The sequence below is a fragment of the Frigoribacterium sp. CFBP 8751 genome, from assembly GCF_014841545.1.
In the GTDB taxonomy this organism is placed as follows: domain Bacteria; phylum Actinomycetota; class Actinomycetes; order Actinomycetales; family Microbacteriaceae; genus Frigoribacterium.
This window is the reverse complement of sequence record NZ_JACYUB010000001.1, coordinates 153150-169732: the sequence shown is the minus strand read 5'-3', so window position 1 is coordinate 169732 and position 16583 is coordinate 153150. Positions and strand designations below refer to the sequence as shown.

Annotated in this window: 16 protein-coding genes; 8 read left to right on the top strand and 8 right to left on the bottom strand. The window is 66.7% G+C overall.

Features of this window, described 5'->3' with window-relative positions:
- Positions 1-2 precede the first annotated feature (2 nt).
- From gyrB to dnaA, 6 genes are all read right to left on the bottom strand, one after another.
- On the bottom strand, positions 3-1976 hold the full coding sequence (gyrB, locus tag IFT88_RS00850; protein WP_043595296.1) for a DNA topoisomerase (ATP-hydrolyzing) subunit B: 1974 nt from the start codon (positions 1974-1976) through the stop codon (positions 3-5).
- A 166-nt stretch (positions 1977-2142) separates the two neighbouring features.
- Positions 2143-2697 (bottom strand): DUF721 domain-containing protein, encoded by a 555-nt coding sequence (locus IFT88_RS00845; protein ID WP_082060004.1) that lies wholly within the window; start codon positions 2695-2697, stop codon positions 2143-2145.
- The gene (gene recF, locus IFT88_RS00840) at positions 2694-3944 is read right to left on the bottom strand and encodes a DNA replication/repair protein RecF (protein WP_192118376.1); all 1251 of its coding nucleotides are present in this window, start codon (positions 3942-3944) and stop codon (positions 2694-2696) included. The genes IFT88_RS00845 and recF overlap by 4 nt, the downstream gene beginning before the upstream one ends.
- Before the next feature lie 17 nt (positions 3945-3961).
- Complete coding sequence (gene gnd / locus IFT88_RS00835; RefSeq protein ID WP_056228003.1) at positions 3962-4849, bottom strand: phosphogluconate dehydrogenase (NAD(+)-dependent, decarboxylating); 888 nt, start codon at positions 4847-4849, stop codon at positions 3962-3964.
- Positions 4850-4909: 60 nt separating this feature from the next.
- Entirely contained in the window at positions 4910-6058 is a 1149-nt protein-coding gene (gene dnaN, locus IFT88_RS00830; protein WP_192118374.1) for a DNA polymerase III subunit beta, read from the bottom strand.
- Positions 6059-6555: 497 nt separating this feature from the next.
- Positions 6556-7971, bottom strand: coding sequence for a chromosomal replication initiator protein DnaA (dnaA, locus tag IFT88_RS00825; RefSeq protein ID WP_043595301.1), 1416 nt, complete (start codon positions 7969-7971; stop codon positions 6556-6558).
- Positions 7972-8360: 389 nt separating this feature from the next.
- Here dnaA and rpmH point away from each other — a divergent pair, with 389 nt between their 5' ends.
- From rpmH to IFT88_RS00785, 8 genes are all read left to right on the top strand, one after another.
- A complete protein-coding gene (gene rpmH, locus IFT88_RS00820; protein WP_043595303.1) occupies positions 8361-8498 on the top strand; it encodes a 50S ribosomal protein L34 in 138 nt (45 codons plus the stop codon).
- 8 nt (positions 8499-8506) lie between these two features.
- Positions 8507-8842, top strand: coding sequence for a ribonuclease P protein component (rnpA, locus tag IFT88_RS00815; protein ID WP_054145717.1), 336 nt, complete (start codon positions 8507-8509; stop codon positions 8840-8842).
- Positions 8839-9201 carry a membrane protein insertion efficiency factor YidD gene (gene yidD / locus IFT88_RS00810; RefSeq protein WP_056228001.1) on the top strand — a complete coding sequence of 121 codons (363 nt, stop codon included), beginning with the start codon at positions 8839-8841 and terminating at the stop codon, positions 9199-9201. The genes rnpA and yidD overlap by 4 nt, the downstream gene beginning before the upstream one ends.
- A 10-nt stretch (positions 9202-9211) precedes the next feature.
- Entirely contained in the window at positions 9212-10168 is a 957-nt protein-coding gene (gene yidC, locus IFT88_RS00805) for a membrane protein insertase YidC (protein ID WP_043595308.1), read from the top strand.
- Positions 10165-10728 carry a Jag family protein gene (locus IFT88_RS00800; RefSeq protein ID WP_192118372.1) on the top strand — a complete coding sequence of 188 codons (564 nt, stop codon included), beginning with the start codon at positions 10165-10167 and terminating at the stop codon, positions 10726-10728. Before yidC ends, IFT88_RS00800 begins: the two co-directional genes overlap by 4 nt.
- Before the next feature lie 10 nt (positions 10729-10738).
- Positions 10739-11374 (top strand): 16S rRNA (guanine(527)-N(7))-methyltransferase RsmG, encoded by a 636-nt coding sequence (rsmG, locus tag IFT88_RS00795; RefSeq protein WP_043595310.1) that lies wholly within the window; start codon positions 10739-10741, stop codon positions 11372-11374.
- Positions 11375-11590: 216 nt separating this feature from the next.
- Entirely contained in the window at positions 11591-12523 is a 933-nt protein-coding gene (locus tag IFT88_RS00790; protein ID WP_342212035.1) for a ParA family protein, read from the top strand.
- Positions 12523-13470: a ParB/RepB/Spo0J family partition protein gene (locus IFT88_RS00785; RefSeq protein WP_192118370.1), complete on the top strand. Its 948-nt coding sequence runs from the start codon at positions 12523-12525 to the stop codon at positions 13468-13470. Before IFT88_RS00790 ends, IFT88_RS00785 begins: the two co-directional genes overlap by 1 nt.
- A 761-nt stretch (positions 13471-14231) precedes the next feature.
- Here the strand turns inward: IFT88_RS00785 and IFT88_RS00780 are convergent.
- The gene (locus tag IFT88_RS00780; protein WP_192118368.1) at positions 14232-15194 is read right to left on the bottom strand and encodes a D-alanine--D-alanine ligase family protein; all 963 of its coding nucleotides are present in this window, start codon (positions 15192-15194) and stop codon (positions 14232-14234) included.
- Between the two features lie 74 nt (positions 15195-15268).
- Positions 15269-16573 (bottom strand): aminotransferase-like domain-containing protein, encoded by a 1305-nt coding sequence (locus IFT88_RS00775; RefSeq protein ID WP_192118366.1) that lies wholly within the window; start codon positions 16571-16573, stop codon positions 15269-15271.
- Positions 16574-16583: the final 10 nt, after the last annotated feature.

The following is a 16583-nucleotide window of genomic DNA, read 5'->3' as shown; positions in this document are numbered from 1 at the left end:
CATCAGATGTCGAGGAAGCGGACGTCTTTCGCGTTCTGCTGGATGAAGTTGCGTCGCGATTCGACGTTCTCGCCCATCAGGGTGTCGAAGATGGTGTCCGCGGCCACGGCGTCCTCGAGGGTCACCTGCAGGAGCGTGCGGGTGTCGGGGTCCATGGTGGTCTCCCACAGCTCTTTGTAATCCATCTCGCCGAGGCCCTTGTAACGCTGGATCGCGTTCTCTTTCGGGATGCGCTTGCCGGCCGCGCGGCCCGAGACGAGCACCGCGTCGCGCTCGGCGTCGCTGTACACGTACTCGTGGGCGGCGTTGCTCCACTTGAGCTTGTAGAGCGGCGGCTGCGCCAGGTAGACGTAGCCGAGGTCGATCAGCGGGCGCATGTAGCGGAAGAGCAGCGTGAGCAACAGCGTCGTGATGTGCTGGCCGTCGACGTCGGCGTCGGCCATCAGGACGATCTTGTGGTACCTCGCCTTGTCGGGGTCGAAGTCCTCACCGATGTCGGCGCCGAAGGCCTTGATCATGGCCTGGACCTCGTTGTTGCCGAGGGCACGGTCGAGACGGGCCTTCTCGACGTTGAGGATCTTGCCCCGCAGCGGCAGGATAGCCTGGGTCTCGGGGTTGCGCCCCTGCACCGCCGAGCCACCGGCCGAGTCACCCTCGACGATGAAGATCTCGCTGCGCGAGGGGTCCTTGCTCTGGCAGTCCTTGAGCTTTCCGGGCATGCCGTTCGACTCGAGCACGCCCTTGCGGCGGGTCTGCTCACGCGCCTTGCGCGCGGCGAGACGGGCCTGCGACGCGAGGATGCCCTTGCGGACGATCTCGGCGGCCTGCTTGGGGTTGCGGTCGAACCAGTCGTTCAGCTGTGAGCCGGCGACCTTCTGCACGAACGACTTGGCCTCGGTGTTGCCGAGCTTGGTCTTCGTCTGGCCCTCGAACTGCGGCTCGCCGAGCTTGATCGAGATGACGGCCGTCAGGCCTTCGCGGACGTCGTCGCCCGAGAGGTTGTCGTCCTTCTCCTTGAGGAAGTTCTTCTCGCGCGCGTAGCGGTTGATCAGCGTGGTCAGCGCCGCGCGGAAACCCTCTTCGTGCGTCCCGCCCTCGTGCGTGTTGATCGTGTTCGCGTAGGTGTGGACGCTCTCTTGGTACGAGGTGTTCCACTGCATCGCGACCTCGAGCGAGATCTTCTTCTCGGTGTCTTCTTGCTCGAAGGCGATGATGTCGTCGTGGACGGTCTCGACCTTCTTGGTCGTGTTGAGGTACTCGACGTAGTCGACGAGGCCCTTCTCGTAGTGGAAGACGTCGTGACGGGGCTCGGCGTCGTCCTCTTGCACGCGCTCGTCGCTGAGCTCGATGCGCAGGCCCTTGTTCAGGAAGGCCATCTGCTGGAACCGCGTGCGCAGCGTCTCGTAGTCGAACTCGACGGTCTCGAAGATCTCGGCGTTGGGCCAGAACGTGATCGTCGTACCGGTGGTGTCGTCGTCCTCGCCCTTGGCGAGCGGCGCGACGGGGACGCCGTCGGTGAAGCTCTGACGGTAGACGTTGCCCTGTCGGCGCACCTCGACGTCGAGCTCGCTCGACAGGGCGTTGACGACCGAGCTGCCGACGCCGTGCAGACCACCCGACACCGCGTAACCGCCGCCGCCGAACTTGCCGCCGGCGTGGAGCACGGTCAGGACGACCTCGACGGTCGACCGGCCCTCGACGGGGTGCACGTCGACCGGGATGCCGCGGCCGTTGTCGACGACGCGCACGCCGCCGTCCTCGCGCATGGTGATCTCGATGTGGTCGCAGTGGCCGGCGAGGGCCTCGTCGACCGAGTTGTCGACGATCTCGTAGACCAGGTGGTGCAGGCCACGGGGACCCGTCGAGCCGATGTACATGCCGGGACGCTTGCGCACGGCCTCGAGACCCTCGAGGACCTGGATCGCACTGGCGCCGTAAGTGTCGTCGGGCTGGGCGTCGGTGGGATCAGCTGACATGTGCGTGGGGGCTCCTGCCGGACGGGACGAAGGTGTGCCGACCGGTCGAGACCGCTGTCTGGGCGGCCCTCGGACGACCTTCCGAGTCTACCGCAGGCCCGTCCGTCGCGGGGCGAAATCCGCCCTCAGACGGATTTTCCCACCGCACTTGGACGATTCACCCTCGTCAACCATAAGTATCGCGAGGGCCCCGCCCTGGAACCGATCTGGGGCCGCGTTTCCAGGTCGGGGCGTTGGGTGCCAGGAAACGCACCGACTGGATGCCCGCGTCCGGGTACCTCTGCACGATGGTCGTCGTGACCTGCGTGCGCATCAACCGGAGTTGGGTCGCCCAGGCCGTCGAGTCGCACTGGACGGTCAGGGTGCCGTCGTCGATCGACACCGGGTCCGAGTGGCCGGCCAACTCGGCGCCCACCATGTCGGGCCAGGCGGTCATCAGCTCGGACTGGGCCAACGGGCTGTTCCAGCCGAGTTCGTTGGTGACCGCCGACAGCACGTCGGCGATCCCTCGGGGCTCGCGTCCGGTGCCGAACGGCTGGCTCGGCGAGCCCAGCTTGATCGACTTGCGCTTGCGGGCGTCGCGCGACCGCGAGTTGGGGTCGCCGAACACCCGCCGGAACCGCAGGTAGACCCGCTGGGCCTCGCTGTCGGGCTGCGCCTCGGGTTCAGGAGGCGCGGGTGGCGTGGACGCCGGAGGCTGCGGTGCGTCGTCGACGCTCACCGCGCCTCCTCGGTGTCGGCCTCACGGGGCCGCTCGTCGTCGCCCGCCTCGGGGACGACCGCACCGTCACCCGGGCCGCCGGCGGCGGGGGCCTCGTCGACGATCGTCCCCTTGGCGATGCGGACCGTGTGGGCCTTGAGCCGTGAGGGGACGTCGCCCTCGACCGCCGCCGTGATCAACACCTGCTCGTAGTCGGCGACCGCGTCGGCCAGGCGTTCGCGACGGGATCCGTCGAGCTCGGCGAAGACGTCGTCGAGCACGATCACCGGGTCGCCCGTCGGCGAGTCGACCCGCACCACGGCGGCCGAAGCCAGTTTGAGGGCGAGGGCGAACGACCAGGACTCGCCGTGGCTCGCGTATCCACGGGCGGGCAACCCGTTGAGCGAGAGGAAGAGGTCGTCGCGGTGCGGCCCGACGAGCGTCAGGCCCCGTTCGAGCTCGGTCGGTCTGACGCGGGCCAGCGCCTGGCGGAAGACCTCGGGCACCTCGTCGGCGGGGATCGACTCGGTCGGCCCCTCGGCCGCGGTCGTCTCGTCGTCGGGGGTCGCGCCCCGGATGCTCAGGACCGTCGACAACCGCGCGGCGTGGTCGGCGCCGGCCACGGCCGCGTACGCACGAGCCACCTCGGGGGCCAGGTCCGCCGCGAGCCGGTCGCGCGCGACGACGAGTTCACTGCCGAGGGCCACGAGACGTTCGTCCCAGATGTCGAGCGTGCCGAGCTGCCCGGCCTTCACCCCGGAGGCGCGGGCCGATTTCAGGAGCGTGTTGCGTTGCTTGAGCACCCGGTCGTAGTCGGTCTGCACGCCGGCGAACCGGGGCGACCGGGCCACCAGCAACTCGTCGAGGAATCGTCGACGACCCGAGGGCTCGCCCCGGACGAGCGCCAGGTCCTCGGGAGCGAAGAGGACGCTCGTGAAGTAACGCGGCAGTTCGCGCGGCTTGATGGCACCACGGTTGACCTGCGCACGGTTCGGTGACGACCGGTTGATCTGCACCTCGGCCAGGAGTTCGCGGTCGTCGGCGAGCAACCGGGCCCGGACGACGGCCGAGTCGCGTCCTTGACGGATGAGCGCGGCATCGGACGACACCCGGTGGGATCCGAGACTCGACAGGTAGCCGAGGGATTCGACCAGGTTCGTCTTCCCCTGGCCGTTCCTGCCGACGAAGAGGTTCGGCCCGCGCGCGAGGCTGACTTCGGCAGACGTGTAGTTGCGGAAGTCCGTCAGGCTGAGATGCAGTACTCGCACGCGGGCCGGTGGAGGCGCTAGGCCTTCTTGACGGCGTGGCCGCCGAACTGGTTGCGGAGTGCCGCGACGGCCTTCATGGTCGGCGAACCCTCACCCTGACGCGAGACGAAGCGCGCGAAGATCGAAGCGCTGATCGTGGGCATCGGGACGGCGTGGTTGATCGCCTCTTCGAGGGTCCAGCGGCCCTCGCCGCTGTCTTCCACGTAGCCCGAGATCTCGGCCAGCTTGGGGTCGGCCTCGAGGGCGAGCACCATGAGCTCGAGCAGCCAGGAACGCACGACGGTGCCTCGCTGCCAGGCCTTGAAGGTGCCGGTGACGTCCTTGATCAGGTCGCTACGGGCCTCGAGCAGCTCGTAGCCCTCGCCGTAGGCCTGCATGATCGCGTACTCGATGCCGTTGTGGACCATCTTGGCGTAGTGACCCGCGCCGGTGTCGCCGGCGTGGACGAAGCCCTCTTCGCGGGGGCCTTCGGGACGCAGGGCGTCGAAGACCGGCTGCGCCAGGGCGACGTTCTCGGCGGAACCGCCGACCATGAGGCCGTAGCCGTTGTCCTTGCCCCAGACGCCGCCCGAGACGCCGGCGTCGACGTACTTGATGCCCTTGCCGCCGAGGAGCTTCTCGTTGGCGAAGTCACTGGTGAACTTCGAGTTGCCACCGTCGATGACCAGGTCGCCTTCGGAGAGCTCGTTCGAGAGCTCTTCGATGACGCCGGCGGTGATGTCGCCCGCGGGCACCATGACCCAGACGATGCGGGGGGCGGGGAGGGTGGTGGCGAGCTCGGCGAGGCTGGCGACGTCGGAGACGGCGGGGTTCGCGTCGTAACCGGTCACCTCGATGCCGCTGTCGCGCAGGCGGGCGCGCATGTTGTTGCCCATTTTGCCGAGACCGACGAGGCCGATGTGCATGAGGATCCTTTGTTCGTGGCGGTGGGGCCCGGAGGCGGCACCGTTGCGTGCAGAGCGCTCTTAGCGCAGGAGGAGGTTGGGCTGCAGCAGGTACTTGTAGCTGTCAGCACCGGCCTGGTCCCTCGAGGACTGACTGGTGATCAGCACGGGACCGGGCTTGTTCGGATTCTCCGTCTTGGTGAAGGAGATGCGGACGAACTCGGAATGAACCGCTCCGAGACCGTCGAGGAGGAACTGCGGTTTCAACGAGACCACCGTGTCCTCTCCCGTCAACAACGCATCGATCGACTCTGACGCCTGCGCTTGTTCGCTGCCGATGGCCTCGAGCGTGAGGCCGTCGATCGTGAACGTGAACCTGAGTGCCGCCTCGCGCTCGAGCACGAGCGAGACGCGGCGGACCGACTCGACGAGTTCGGCCGTGTTGATCACGGCGTAGTTCTCGACGGTGTCAGGGAAGAGACGCTTCACCGGGGGGAAGTTCCCCTTGATGAGCAACGAGGTGACGGTCTTGTTGTCCGCCTGGAACGCGATGAGTTCGCGCTCGTCGGATCCGGTGATCGAGACCGAGACGGTGCCGGCGTTGCCGAAGGTCTTGCCGACCTCCTGCAGGGTGCGCGCCGGGACGAGTGCGGTCGTCGTGGTCGTGCTGGCCACGGTGCCGGGGTCGAACTCGATGCCACGGACGGCGACTCGGTAGCGGTCCGTGGCGACCAGCGACAGGGCGTTCTCGCTGACCTCGAGCTGGACTCCGGTGATGACCGGGGTGACGTCGTCGCGGGACGCGGCGACCGCGACCTGGGAGACCGCGAGGGCGAAGGAGTCGCCCGGGACGACGCCCGAGCGGTCGCCGACGGTGGGCAGCGTCGGGTACTCCTCGACCGGCATGCTCAGCAGGGAGAAGTTCGCGGATCCGCAGCTGACGGCGATGCGGTTCTCTTCTGTGGAGAAGGTGACCGGTGCGTTGGGGAGACGGCTGGCGATGTCGGCGAGCAGCCGGCCCGAGACCAGGATCGTCCCCGGTTCGTCGATCTCGGCGGGGATGCTCGTCTGGGCGGAGACCTCGTAGTCGAAGGACGAGAGGGTCAGCCCGTCGGGGTCGGCTTCGATCAGCACACCGCTGAGGATCGGCAAGGTGGTGCGCTGGGGCAGCAGCTTGACGGCGAAGGAGACCGCATCGCTGAAGACGTCACGGTTGACCTGGAACTTCACGCGGGGACCCCTATCGACTTCGCTCTCGTGGATGGCCGGTTAATAGTGGCACAGCATCGGGGTCCGCCCTTCCGGCGGGTGAAAGCCGAGGGCCGGGGCCCGGATCGATCCACAAGGTTGTCTCTCCATCAATTTCTTGTAATCGGGATTAACAGTCTTAACCGTTGTGCACAGTGTGGATAACCTGTTTAAAACCCCGTGCCTCAACGGAACTACACGCGTGTGACTTGTGGACGGGGTGTGGAACGGAATGACAAGAATCCTGATGGGTGGTCGTCCGGGCCGAGCGGGATCCCACAGGTCCCCCGGATCCGTGAACAACGTCGTCGAGGTTATCCACGAGTTTCCACAAGTTATCCACACTGTGTGGAACGTGCCTCCTCAGGGCCCCTCGAGACGCGTCCGGCGCCCCCTGGGACGACGAACGGGCGCCGACACGTGGTCGGCGCCCGTTCGGGACGGTCGTGGCGGACGGGCCGGCCTGGCCCGCCGACCGGTCACTTGTAGCGGGTGTCCTGCTTGATGCGGCTGGTCAGCTCGGTCACCTGGTTGTAGATCGACCGGCGTTCCTTCATCAGTTCGCTGATCTTCTTGTTGGCGTACATGACCGTCGTGTGGTCGCGGTTGCCGAACAGCTGACCGATCTTCGGCAAGGACAGGCTCGTGAGTTCACGGCACAGGTACATGGCGATCTGTCGGGCGGTGGCGATGGCCTGCGAGCGGGACGACCCGTACAGGTCGTCGACGGTGAGCTTGAAGTAGTCCGCCGTGTGGTTGATGATGTCGACCGGCGCGATGATGTTGTCCTCGTCGAGCGTGATGAGGTCCTTCAGGACGGTCTGCACGAGGGCCAGGTCGACGGCGGTGCGGTTGAGGCTGGCGAAGGCCGTGACCCTGATGAGGGTGCCCTCGAGTTCGCGGATGTTGCTCGACACCTTGGTCGCGATGAACTCGAGGACCTCGTCGCGGATCTGCAGCTTCTCGCTCTGCGCCTTCTTGCGCAGGATGGCGATGCGGGTCTCGAGGTCGGGAGCCTGCACGTCGGTGATCAGGCCCCACTCGAAGCGCGACCGCATGCGGTCCTCGAAGCCGGTGAGGTGTTTGGGCGGCAGGTCGCTGGTGATCACCAGCTGCTTGTCGTGGTCGTGCAGGGTGTTGAAGGTGTGGAAGAACGCCTCTTGGGTGCTGTCCTTGCCCTGCAGGAACTGGATGTCGTCGATCAGCAGGATGTCGATCTCGCGGTACCTCTGCTGGAAGAGGCTCGACCGGTTGTTGGCGATCGAGTTGATGAAGTCGTTCGTGAACTCTTCGCTGCTGACGTACCGGACGCGGATGCCCGGGTACATGGTCTCGGCGTAGTGGCCGATGGCGTGCAGCAGGTGGGTCTTGCCGAGGCCCGACTCGCCGTAGACGAAGAGCGGGTTGTAGGCCTTGGCCGGAGCCTCGGCGACGGCGACGGCCGCGGCGTGGGCGAACCGGTTCGACGCCCCGATGACGAAGTTGTCGAAGCTGTACTTCGGGTTCAGGCGGGAGTCGTTCCGCTTGCCGCTCGCGCTGGTCTCGACCGGCGCCGGCACGAAGGGCGCCTCGATGTAGTGGACCGGCTCCGACTGCTCGACCTGCTGGGTGAGGGTGTCGGGGGTGATGTCGGGGTTGACGGTGATGGCGAAGCTCGAGACCGTGGTGTCGCCCAGTCCGGCGATGGACTCGAGCAGCGGCTCACGGATCCGTTGTTCGAGCATGCCCCGCGTCAGGTCGTTGGGCACCTCGAGATAGAGGGTGCCGCCCAGCACGCCCTTCGGCTCGACGAGGCTGATGAAGCCGTGCAGCTGCGGCGTGATGCGGTCGTCGGTCGTCAGCGTCGCGAGGACGGAACGCCACAGGTCCTGGACCGGGTCGACGGTGTGCGCCACTGGGAGTCTCTTTCTCGCGGTTCGGCAGCGGACGGATCCGACCGCCTCCGCGTGCGGGTCGCGTTCACCCGCCGGTGTTCGAAGGGTACGAGTGCGGGACGAGTTATGCACAGCTTTCTCCACCGATCGGTTGGCGCCGTTCGGGCCGGGATCGCTGCGTGTTCCCCGTCGTCACGCGGAAGTACCGCGAGAAGTACCCACCTTAGTTCGACCGGGTGTGGAGTCCGCAACCGGAGTTTTCAACACTGTGGACAAGCGCCTCCAGAAGTCGCCGTTTGACCGCGGCTCCGATCACGCGTACTTTTAATCAGTTGATTTCAGCCGCGTTGGCTGTACAAGACTTCTCGGATCGTGGCAACAGGCCTGGTCCGCTTTCCTGGAGGACCACCATGAGCAAGAGAACGTTCCAGCCGAACAACCGTCGTCGCGCCAAGAAGCACGGTTTCCGTGCCCGCATGCGCACCCGCGCCGGCCGCGCCATCCTCGCCGCCCGTCGTGGCAAGGGCCGCACCGAGCTCTCGGCGTAGCCACCTCCGTGTTGGCCCGGGCCAACCGGATCGTCCGCGCAGACGATTACCGAACCACCGTGCGCCGTGGCCGCAAGTCGGGCACGGCGCATTCGGTCGTTTACGTCCGTCGTCGTGACGACGACCTGGTCCGGTTCGGCTTCATCGTGGCCAAGACCGTGGGCAACGCGGTCGTCCGCAACACGGTCCGTCGTCGGCTCAAGGGTGTCTGTCACGAGATGTTGCCGACACTCCCCCGGGGGCTCGACATCGTGATCAGAGCCTTGCCAGGCAGCCCCGACGTTGCGTGGTCTACCCTGCTGTCGGATATCTCCGAGGTCGTCGACAGGGGCGTGAAAGCGTGACAAGAGCTGTGCAGTTCGTCGCGTTGCTTCCCCGCAACGCGTGCGTCCTCGTGCTCCGCGTCTACCGCGCCGTCGTCTCCCCGCTCTACGGAGACGTCTGCCGCTACTACCCGTCGTGTTCCCGGTACGCCCTCGAGGCCATCCAGCTGCACGGCGTCGTGCGGGGCGTGGCCATGGGCAGCTGGCGCATCGCCCGGTGTCACCCCTGGGCAGCCGGAGGCGTCGACGACGTCCCCGAGCCCCGTACACAGAAGTACCGCGTCACGAAGTCCGGCTTCGTGACACCGCGATCCGGCACCACCACCCCCGAACTCGTCGGGGCGGGCCGCATCGTCGCACAGAGCCACGGAAAGGGCTGACCCGAACACCATGGACTTCATCGGCACCATCCTCTGGCCCCTGAGATGGGTCGTCGAGGCGATCCTCGTCGGCTTCCACAACGTCCTCACGGCGTTCGGCATGGACACCGCGGCCGGCAGCACGTGGGTGCTCTCGATCGTCGGCCTGGTCCTCGTGGTGCGGGCCTGCCTCATCCCGATCTTCGTCCGGCAGATCAAGAGCCAGCGACGCATGATGGAGATCGCGCCCCGGCTCAAGAAGATCCAGGACAAGTACAAGGGCAAGCGCGACCAGTTCAGCCGCGAGGCCATGTCGCGCGAGACCATGGCGCTCTACAAGGACACGGGTACCAACCCGCTCAGCTCGTGCCTGCCGCTGCTGATCCAGATGCCAATCTTCTTCAGCCTCTACACCGTGTTGCACAACGCCCAGCAAGAGAAGGTGGGCATCGGCCTGCTGAACTCGGCGTTGTCGAACTCCTTCGGTGAGTCGGCGCTCTTCGGTGCACCCCTGAAAGAGACATTCCTCGGTGCCACCACCTGGGAGGTCCGCCTGATGGCCGGCGCCATGGTGGTCATCATGACGGCGTCGCAGTTCATCACGCAGCTGCAGATCGTCTCGAAGAACATGTCGCCCGAGACCAAGGCGAGCCCCATGTTCAAGCAGCAGCGCATGCTCCTGTACTTCCTGCCCCTCGTGTTCGTCTTCTCGGGTCTGTCCTTCCCCCTGGGCGTCATGTTCTACTGGCTCACCTCCAACGTCTGGACCATGGCCCAGCAGTTCTTGGTCATCCGCAACATGCCCACGCCCGGCAGCGAGGCGGCTCTGGCGCGTGAGGAGCGCCTCGCGCGCAAGCAGCAGCGCAAGGGCCTGCCCAGCATCACCGTGACCGAGATCGAGTCGGCGCCCGCCGTGCCGAAGACGACCCAGCGCACCCAGCCAGTCGGCAAGAACCGCTCCAAGAAGCAGAACGGCCCCAAGAAATGACCTCTGACGACTCCACGACCGACATCGTCGAGCCCGCCGCCGAGAACGACGGTGCCGTCGCCTCGAGCGACGACCAGGAGGCGCGGGTCGGCTCGGACGACGCGGCCGACGTCCTCGACGAGGGCGACATCGCAGCCGACTACATCGAGGAACTGCTCGACATCTGCGACTTCGACGGCGACATCGACATCGAGGTCCGCGGCGGTCGTTCGTACATCTCCGTCGACTCGAGTGGCGAGCAGAAGCTGCGCGTCCTGTCGAAGCCCGACACGGTCAATGCCCTTCAAGAGCTGACGCGCATCGCGGTGCAGACCAAGACAGGCGAGTTCTCGCGTCTCATCCTCGACATCGGAGGCTCGCGTGCCACGCGCGAGACCGAGCTCGGCCGCCTGGTCGACGTCGCCGTCGCGAAACTCGAGGACGGTGCCACGTCGGCCTCCCTGCCGCCCATGTCGTCCTACGAGCGCAAACTCGTCCACGACATCGTGGCTGCGCGGGGCTTCACCTCGGAGTCCGAGGGCGAAGGCCGCGACCGTCACACCGTCATCACCCGTCCCTGAGCGCACCGACATGACCGACACGTCGACCCTCGAGGTCGAGCCGGCCGTCGCGGCGACGATCTTCGGCGACCGACTCGACGTCGTGCGCCGCTATGTCGCCGACCTCGCCCAGCACGGTGAAGAACTCGGCCTGATCGGACCGCTCGAGCTGCCGCGTCTCTGGACCCGCCACGTCGTCAACTGCGGTCTGCTGGCGCCCCTGTTGGTCTCCGGCCGCGTCGGCGACATCGGGTCGGGTGCCGGTCTGCCAGGACTCGTCCTCGCCGCCGCTCGCCCGGATGCCACGCTCGTCCTGATCGAGCCGATGGAGCGACGCGTGGACTGGTTGACGGCCGAAGCCGAGCGCATGGGTCTCGACAACGTCGAGGTCGTCCGTGCCCGTGCCGAAGACGTACAGCTGGACGGTTGGCTCGATCAGGCGACCGCCCGTGCGGTGTCGGCTCTGTCCAAGTTGATCCCGCTGACCGCCCCGCTGGTGAAGACCGGCGGACAACTGCTGTTGATGAAGGGCGCGCGGGTCGACGACGAGATCGCTGCTGCGCGCAAGGTCATCGCCCGCCATCACCTCATCGATGTCGAGGCCCGTGAGCTCGGCGTCGGACTCGTCGACGAGACGACCCGGGTCTTCGTCGCGACTCTGGACTGATCAAGCGGTCAAACTCAGCATGAGGGCCTGCTGACCAGGGATTATGCCCCAACTGGTCGTTCAGGACGATCCGCGGGTGCTAGGTCTCGTCGGGCACGCGGACGCGGGGTCCCTGTCTTTGTCGGGGCCTGACGATAGACTCGGCCTTCGATCCCCGATGATCACCGAGCCGTTTGCGAGCGGCGTGGTGTCACACCTCCGGGCTGGTCGTTTCACGTGAAACATGGCGATACGGAGACCCCTTCAGTGAGTTCCTCGGCTGACGACGACAGAAGCACTCCCCTGGCTCGGGAGCTCGCCGACTTGAATCGACGCAAGCAGGCCCTGTCGCGCGAGCCCCTCCCCTCCCCTGCCGAGACACGGGTCATCACCGTTTCCAATCAGAAGGGTGGTGTCGGCAAGACGACGACCACCGTCAACCTCTCGGCGGCCCTGGCGCGGAGTGGGGCGAAGGTGTTGGTGATCGACCTCGATCCGCAGGGCAATGCCTCGACGGCCTTGGGCGTGGAACACCGCGCCGAGACGCCCAGCGTCTACGACGTCGTGGTGAACGACGGCGAGGTCGCGGACGTCGTCCAGAAGAGTCCCGAGTTCGACACGCTGTTCTGCATCCCGGCCACGATCCACCTCGCCGGTGCCGAGATCGAGCTCGTCTCGCTCGTCGCTCGTGAACAGCGACTGAGCAGAGCCTTGTCCGAGTACCTCAGCGCCACCGAGGAGGCCGGCGAGCGGTACGACTACGTCTTCATCGACTGTCCCCCGTCTCTCGGCCTGCTCACGATCAACGCCTTCGTCGCCGCCAGTGAAGTGCTCATCCCCATCCAGTGCGAGTACTACGCGCTCGAAGGATTGAGCCAGCTGCTGCGCAACATCCAGCTGATCGAGAAGCACCTGAACCCCAAGCTCAAGGTGTCGAGCATCCTGCTCACGATGTACGACGGACGGACGAACCTCGCTCAGCAGGTCGTCGCCGACGTCCGCGAGCATTTCCCTGATGAGGCGTTGAACACGTTGATTCCGCGGTCGGTCAGGATCAGCGAGGCACCTGGTTACGGTCAGACGGTCATCAGCTACGACACCAACTCCCCCGGTTCGATCTCGTACCTCGAGGCGGCCGCCGAACTAGCACGTCGAGGAGCACCCCAGTAATGGCAACGAAGCGAACCGGACTCGGGCGCGGCATCGGCGCCCTCATCCCCGTCTCGGACGAGAGCCAGGACCGCCCGGTCGACGTGTTCTTCCCGACGGCGCAGCAGACGGCCGACGAACTCATCGCCGTGCCGGGCGCACGCCTGGCAAACCTCAACCCGTTGGACATCACCCCGAACGCGCAGCAGCCGCGGGCCGAATTCCGCGCCGAAGAGCTCGCCGAGTTGGTGACGTCCATCCGCGAGGTCGGTGTGCTGCAGCCCATCGTGGTCCGTCCGATCAAGAAGAGCGGCAAAGGGGCAGCGCAGTACGAGCTCGTCATGGGCGAGCGACGCCTCCGCGCGACCAAAGAGCTGGGTCTGGCGACGATCCCCGCCATCGTCAAGGACACTGCAGACGACGCGATGCTGCGCGACGCCCTGCTCGAGAACCTCCACCGAGCGGAGCTCAACCCACTCGAAGAAGCGTCCGCTTATCAGCAACTTCTTGCCGATTTCGGCATCACGCAGGACGAGTTGGCGACTCGCATCGGTCGTAGTCGTCCGCAGATCACGAACACCTTGAGGTTGCTGAGGCTGCCTGCAGCCGTCCAGCGCCGGGTCGCCTCGGGCGTCCTGACGGCCGGCCACGCCCGAGCCATCCTGAGCACAGGTGACCCGGTGCTCATGGCTCGTCTCGCAGATCGCATCGTCAACGAAGACCTCAGCGTGCGTGCAGCCGAGGCCATCGCCGCGGGTGGGAGTGCCAAGCCGAAATCCACGCGGACGTCGACCCCGGGCAAACACCAGGCTCACCTGGACGAGGTGGCCGAGAGTCTTGGCGACCGGTTCGAGACCCGTGTCAAGGTGTCGTTGGGTGCTCGCAAGGGGTCGATCACGATCGACTTCGCCTCCATGCAAGATCTCGATCGCATCCTCGGCCAGCTGGGACACGAGCAGGAGGAATAACGCTGCGTTCACAGGCGCCGCGTGTCGCCTGTTTCACGTGAAACATCGACGGCCCTTGCTCCTTGGAGCAGGGGCTGTTGTTGTCGAGGCAGACCGTCAGTGACTTAGACCGCGTGCTCAGAGTGTTTCACGTGAAACCCCTCGCATTCAGGCGCCTACCCCACTGCTCGCTCGGTCGTCGAATGGACCCTGGATGACAGTCGAACGTGCGCGCTCATGGCAGGCGTAGTCTCCGGCGTCGTGTGGAGGTGACCTTTCCGCTCGTCATGCCGGTGAAGGCTGAGCCTGGTGGTCAGGAACTCCGTCCCACTCTGATGGGTGACCCCCTCATCGAGAGGGACGACGTCGTTTCGGCCGGGCGCGCAAGGCCTCGCCGAGACACGGCGGGTGACGGGGTTCCTCGAGCCATCTCGAGTTGGCAGAACACACGCGGGCCGGCAGAGGTCAGAGGACCAAGCCAAGCTGCTCGATCAGAATGCACTCACGACTCTCAGCCGAGGACGATCAGGCTGGTCACGACCGGTTTGAACCCGATTGCGTCAGAGCTTGGCGGCCATCCCTCTGAGTCGATGGTTCGGTCGTGGCCCGAGCGTCTTTACCTCGGATGCATCAGAACGAGCGCATCAGACGCCACGATGACTGGCCGAAGGGCGTGTCCCCACGGGGACGCGACGCACATCAGGCGGCGCTCATGGTTCTGAAGACAGGACGGTTTCACGTGAAACGAAGGGCGGCGCGGCGCGGCGAGGCGCGGGAGCTTCTCAGCGCCGGTGGTCGGCGACGGCCTTCTCGGCGAGGGCGGCGTAGAACATGCCCAGCTCGTAGCCGGCCGACTCCAGTGCCATCGGAACCAGAGACGTCTCGGTCAATCCGGGCAGGACGTTGACCTCGAGGAACCACGGGGTGCCGGCGGCGTCGACGATGAGGTCGACCCGGGAGAGGTGACGGAGCCCCAGGGCTTCGTGAACGGCCACGGCGGCTCGAGCGGCAGCCTCGGAAGCCGCGGAGTCCATCCGTGCGGGAGTGTAGAACATGGTCTCCCCTGCGTTGTAGCGGGCCTCGAAACCGTAGAAGCCCTGACGAGGCACGATCTCGACCGCAGGCAGGGCGAGGGGTCCGTCACCGGTGTCGATGACCCCGACGGCAACCTCGGTACCCGTGATCTTCTGCTCGACGATGACGTCGTCGCAGTACGTGTACGCATCGACCATGGCCCGCGGCAGCACACCGATGTCGTCGACGACCGTGACGCCCTGGGCGGAGCCACCCCGTGCCGGCTTCACGACGACGGGCACCGGGTGCTCCTCGGCGATGGCGGCCAACACGCCGACGGCGCCGAGCTCGCGGAAGGCGTCGTGAGACAGGGTGATGCCTCGCGGGGTGGAGACCCCGGCACGTCGGGCGAGCTCTTTCGCGGTCGGCTTGTCCCAGGCAAGTCGCGCCGCTGCCGCCGTGCTGCCGACGAAGGGGACGTCTAGTGCTTCCAGCAGGCCGCGCAGTGCTCCGTCCTCACCGCTTGCTCCGTGCAGGGCCGGCCACACGACGTCGGGACGTGATGCGGTCAGGTGACCGAGCAACGCGGCGTCGGGATCCCGGAGCTCGACCTGGATGCCGTGGGTGACGAGACTGTCGACCACGCGCCTCCCCGATCGGAGGGAGACGTCGCGTTCGTGCGAGATGCCTCCGGCGAGAACGGTGACGGTACGCAGCTCACTGGATGCCATGGGGGTCTCTTTCTCGTGTCACGACGGCGGCCGGTCTCGGGTGCGGAACACCCACCACGCACCGAAAGTCCTGGTCAGTTGGTGTTCGGCGGCGGGACGACGACGCTCTGCGGGCGAGTGGCCGGGTTCGAGAGGCTCGCGGGTGAGAACGTGCGCAACAGGTCGAGTTCGCCGTTGACGACGTTCGCCAGGCGGGCCACACCGGTGCGGATCGACTCGGGAGTCGGGTAGCAGAACGACAAGCGGATGTTCTGCCGACCGTCGCCGTCGGCGAAGAACGCCGTGCCGGGCGTGTAGGCCACGAGCTCCTTGACCGCTCGGGGCAGCATGGCCTTCGAGTCGAGTTCGGCCGGCAGCCCCACCCAGACGAAGAAGCCCCCGTCGGGCACGTTCCACGTGAGCGACGGCAGGTACTCCCCCAGCGCCGAGATCATCGCGTCACGCCGCTCGCGGTACAGGTCGCGGAAGGTCTCGATCTGCCCACGCCAGTCGGCCTGGTCGAGGTACTCGGTGATGACGAACTGCCCGAACGAGTTCGGCGACAGCGTGGCGGACTCGTTGGCGAGGATGAGCTTCTCGCGGATGGCGTGCGGGGCGAGGGCCCAGCCCACCCGGAAGCCGGGCGCGAGCGTCTTGGAGAACGACCCGAGGTAGATCACGCCCTCGTCGTCGATCGAGCGCATCGCCTGGGGGGCCGGCTGGTCGAAGTAGAGCAGACCGTAGGGGTTGTCCTCGAGGACGAGGATGCCCGCCGAGCGGCAGATCTCGAGGATCTCGACGCGTCGGGCCCAGGTGAGGGTGACGCCGGCCGGGTTGTGGAAGTTCGGGATCGTGTAGAGGAACTTGATGCGACCCCCACGGGCCGTGACGGCCGCGATGGCCTCACGCAGCGCCTCGGGCACGAGTCCGTGCTCGTCCATCGGGACGTGCACGACGTCGGCCTGGTACGCCTTGAAGACCCCCAGGGCGCCCACGTAGCTCGGAGACTCGGCGAGCACGACGTCGCCGGGGTTCACGAAGAGGCGGGTGACGAGGTCGAGGGCCTGCTGGGAGCCCGTGGTGACGACGACGTCGTCGGCGCTGCCGCGGATGCCCTCCGTCGCCATGATCTGCATGATGTGCTCGCGGATCGCCGGGGTGCCCTGGCCGCTGCCGTACTGCATCGCCATCGCTCCCCCGTCGGCCATGACGCGGTCGATGGCCCCCGTGACGAGCTCACGGGGCAGGGCGGAGACGTAGGGCATGCCGCCGGCCAGCGAGACGACCTCGGGACGCGAGGCGACGGCGAACAGGGCTCGGACCTCGGAGGCGCTGAGGCCGGCCGTACGGTCGGCGTACGAGTCGTACCACGGGTCGAGGTTGGTGCCCTTGTCGCTCATCGGTGTCCCG

Excerpts from the sequence above, each read along its gene's own strand:
- gyrB (WP_043595296.1), bottom strand. The coding sequence starts at position 1,976 with ATGTCAGCTGATCCCACCGACGCCCAGCCCGACGACACTTACGGCGCC.
- gnd (WP_056228003.1), bottom strand. The coding sequence starts at position 4,849 with ATGCACATCGGCCTCGTCGGTCTCGGCAAAATGGGCAACAACATGCGC.
- rpmH (WP_043595303.1), top strand. The coding sequence starts at position 8,361 with ATGAGCAAGAGAACGTTCCAGCCGAACAACCGTCGTCGCGCCAAGAAG.
- yidC (WP_043595308.1), top strand. The coding sequence starts at position 9,212 with ATGGACTTCATCGGCACCATCCTCTGGCCCCTGAGATGGGTCGTCGAG.
- IFT88_RS00800 (WP_192118372.1), top strand. The coding sequence starts at position 10,165 with ATGACCTCTGACGACTCCACGACCGACATCGTCGAGCCCGCCGCCGAG.
- rsmG (WP_043595310.1), top strand. The coding sequence starts at position 10,739 with ATGACCGACACGTCGACCCTCGAGGTCGAGCCGGCCGTCGCGGCGACG.
- IFT88_RS00785 (WP_192118370.1), top strand. The coding sequence starts at position 12,523 with ATGGCAACGAAGCGAACCGGACTCGGGCGCGGCATCGGCGCCCTCATC.
- IFT88_RS00780 (WP_192118368.1), bottom strand. The coding sequence starts at position 15,194 with ATGGCATCCAGTGAGCTGCGTACCGTCACCGTTCTCGCCGGAGGCATC.
- IFT88_RS00775 (WP_192118366.1), bottom strand. The coding sequence starts at position 16,573 with ATGAGCGACAAGGGCACCAACCTCGACCCGTGGTACGACTCGTACGCC.